Source organism: Microvirga tunisiensis (genome assembly GCF_009296175.1).
GTDB lineage: Bacteria > Pseudomonadota > Alphaproteobacteria > Rhizobiales > Beijerinckiaceae > Microvirga > Microvirga tunisiensis.
The window spans coordinates 1-3,629 of record NZ_VOSK01000498.1; the positions used below are offsets into that span (position 1 = coordinate 1).

Here is a 3,629-nt window from a genome sequence, read left to right on the forward strand (position 1 = left end):
AGTGTCATTCTGGAGCTATCTTGGCGATAGACTGGGAATTGCTGATGCGCCAGCCGTCCCGCGCCTGGCAGATCTGGTCAGCGACCGCTGCTCCTTAGCGTGATCGCCAACGGTTTTGCCCCTATTACTGGGAGCTCTCCTAACTCTTCACAAATTCTATCGAATTCACTCGATAATTTGGCACCCATCGGGCCACCGAGTCTTTCTCCATCTAGCCAGCCCTCATAGAGCGCAACTATATCGGTAAGGCGGGCACGTTGCCTTTCTTGCTCAATCTCATCGCGAAATCCGGAAGCCGAAGTGCCGGCATAGCCCTCGAACATCAGCTCACTTGCCTGCCCATACTGCAACATACCCGCTATCACTCCGAAGGGTTGGTTTGCTATAAACCAAGCTAATGTTCGCCGGAGCTGTCGTGACTGCCACCGCCATTGGGTTCCCTGAGTTGTAGGCGGAATACTGTACAATGCTCGGATTTGGCCAATCTGCGCATCAGTTGCCCTGGCGCAGACCTCTTCCAGCTGTTCTGTACAAGCGTTGGCAAAGCTATTGATAAACGTATTTGATTGGCCACCCTTCATCGCGGCGCTATTGCCCTCACGTAGGGCTGGCCGAGCGAATATAAGATCCCTTTCTTCCTCACCCAACGGAACGTTTCTCACCCCGCAAAGGTGGTCTTGAATCTTCTCTGCCGCTATAATCGCATCAGCAACTGGCTTGATAGTAATCCAAGTATGCTTCTGCCGTGAGAAACCCTTTTTTCTCGAGCCTTTGAATATGTACCCTTCAATCTCGTACCTATGAACCTGGCCGTGGGCGTTTTTGACGATCTTAACACATCCTCGCCTAAGGGCCGTAACCTCACTATCTCTCATCCCGGATAGCAGTCCGACGACAAGATAGCAGGCGCCCAAAGCTTGACCCAAGAGGAAGAAAGCCTCCTTCGTTGTAGTGCTAGATCTCCATGGGATCACAGTGTCGGGAAGATTGCTCCAACCGAAGGATTGCCCTTCCAGTTCCCCACCGAGCTCTTGGATGGCATCATCTATTACACCTTCACAGTGAACCGATTTCAACGAACTCCAGCTTATACCGGTTTCGCGAGCGATCGCAGACCGAGATGGTCCACCGCCTTCGACCAATGGGACTTTGCGATGCTGTTGACGGAGTCTCGAAAGATAAGCGTCCAAGGCGCTTTTGACGGTAGCGCCAGGTGGAAGTGAGCTTGCGTTGACTCCCGTACTTTTGACGTTGTTGCGAAAGCGAACAAGGTCGTCAACACCACGCTCAACCATGAACATCGCCCAACGCAGCGTCGGAGCATAGATTGCTTCCGGCACTCGGTTAGTCTTATTTTCTGTGTTTAGTCGGTAGCCAGCGATTTTCGTTGCGGACCTCATGCCCCAAGGTGCGATTTGGAGTGATTGGAAGGACATCTCCGGCTCGTAGGTAAAGAGCCGCCTAATCATGCTTATGCGATGAACGAGCGAACTCGCGGATAGGTGGCGATGCTCTTGAAGCCATTGATCGAGCCAATTCTGATTAATGTCGTAGAGCGTGCGGCCGGTATTGTGAACGCACCGCAAGAAGTAACGTATCATAGGTGAATTTGAGCAGGCCGCATCTGGAGTCAAACCTTGCAACTGCCAGCGACAGGATCCTAGATGGTCGAAATTCAAACAAAGGTACAGATATTCTCTGATAAACTCCCGTTCGCCCTCGCTATCTATGGTCCTAAAGTCAAACCGCGCTCTATGCTCAAAAGAATTTACCCGCGCGATCGTGCATCGTAGGTCCCATACATCATCACCAACTCGACTAGTGTTGCGTTGAACGTGATCCGGAATAACAAATTTGTTTGGGATTGCGAGTTGGTTCCGGTCTATTGCCCAATCTGGTGAAAACTTACGTTCAAGCGTGGGAGCAGACGGCATTCAGGTTCTCCGCTCATGTAGAGGGATATAGAAGAGTGCTCCTCGATTTTCTTCGAGTGAGGACTTCGCATCTGCAACCATTTCCGGTTGGAACTTTGGGAGGATTTGAAGTTTGATTCTGGCATAGTCACTTCCGTGAAGTGCTTCCCACTGTTGCGGTAAAATGATTACCCGCCTGTCATTCAGCCAAGTGAGATAAGCCAAGATTGCTGGTAGTTTTTTAGCCGTGAAGACCGCATTTCGACAGGGTAGACAAAGTGTAAACGGACTGCGACATCCACCATCATCCGCTTGCCCAAATGGACTGTCCCAAAAATCTTGACAGCTTGCTAACCAAGTGTCCGAGTCGACGGAGCCATCGGTTGGCTCCGCTGAGTCTGAGCATTTCGTTTCATCGAGGTCAGGTAAGACAACTGGCTCCATTGCGCTCAGAAATAGGCGGTTCTGAGCATCGACGACCGCGTTTGCATGGTCTTCCCGTGTCGCGTCTAAATTCGCATAGTGGCGAACCGCTATCGACTGGGAATTATCGGAGGCGAATCGGCCCAGGTGCCCGCCGTATCGGCGATAACGATGCATCTTCACCGTTTTCCGCAGACGGGTGCAATCGATAGTCGTGATTGGGTGACCGGAATCATCGGCTATTTTCAGGCTTTGAACTAGGGCCGTTACTTCGCGGCTATTATGTATCATTGGACGAAAAGATCTGCCGCCTCTCCTGTGGGCGCCAATCCATAGAGCTTGTGATGAGACCGGGTCGTAGGTTTCGACGACTTTCGATGCGTGTTCAGTTATTAATCCGGCTTGGGCGATCTTGAACTACGCGGCATAACGGAAAGATGGATGCCCGAAGTAGCTGCGGATCCGGTCGGGCAACTTGGCGAGCCGGCGCATGTGGCTGATGATGGCGCGCTTAAGTTCGGGCTTGCTGCGGGCCGGCGGCTTGCGCGTCACAGCGTGCTTCAGGTCGGCGTTCAGGCCCTCGTCCGGGTTCAACTCAGGGCTATAAGATGGCAGGTAGAAGACCTCGATCTGCTCCGTGCGCTCGGCCAACCAGTCCTGCACCGCCTTGGCCCGATGGACCGGCAGGTTGTCCCAGATCAGAAATACCTTGCCGTTGGCATCCTGGATCAGCTGGCCGAGAAAGCGGATCAGGCTCGGGGCCTTGACGGCGCCATCGAGCACCATCCAGCGCAGCTCGCCCTTGTTGGTCAGAGCCGAGATCAAGCCCAGCCCCGCGCGCTTGTGACAGGGGCGCACGACAGGCGTCCGGCCCCGCGGGGCGGAGCTGTGGCCGCGCACATCATCGGAGCGCAAACCGGTCTCATCGCCCCAGAAGATCGTGCCCTTCTCCTCTCTGGCTCGCGCCACAAGGGCTGGATACTCCCGCCGCAGCCAGCGCCGCACGGCCTTCGGCGACTGCTCGTATGCCCGTCGGAGCGGCTTCTGGGCCGTGAAGCCCCAGCGCGCCAGATAGGTGCTCATCGTGCGCACCGCCAGCCCGACCCCACAGTGTCGCTCGATGAGCTCCCGCACCGCTGCCCGGCTCCACAAGGCGAAGGGCAGGCCTGACCTGCCACTGAAGTTTCATCCAGCCGCTGTTAGAGCCTCGGCAGGTGATACGCCTTCTGGCGCGACAGGAGCAAGGGGCCAGCGCGCGGAGCCTGTCCGTTGCGCAGCGTGATGGTCCCTTGC

General features: G+C 55.1%; 2 protein-coding genes. Both read right to left on the reverse strand.

What is annotated here, in order from left to right; translation table 11 throughout:
- Positions 1-77: 77 nt before the first annotated feature.
- Positions 78-1,934, reverse strand: a complete 1,857-nt coding sequence (locus FS320_RS40095; protein WP_152718023.1) for a hypothetical protein — start codon at positions 1,932-1,934, stop codon at positions 78-80.
- An 819-nt stretch (positions 1,935-2,753) separates the two neighbouring features.
- On the reverse strand, positions 2,754-3,488 hold the full coding sequence (locus tag FS320_RS40100; protein WP_244627690.1) for an IS630 family transposase: 735 nt from the start codon (positions 3,486-3,488) through the stop codon (positions 2,754-2,756).
- Positions 3,489-3,629: the final 141 nt, after the last annotated feature.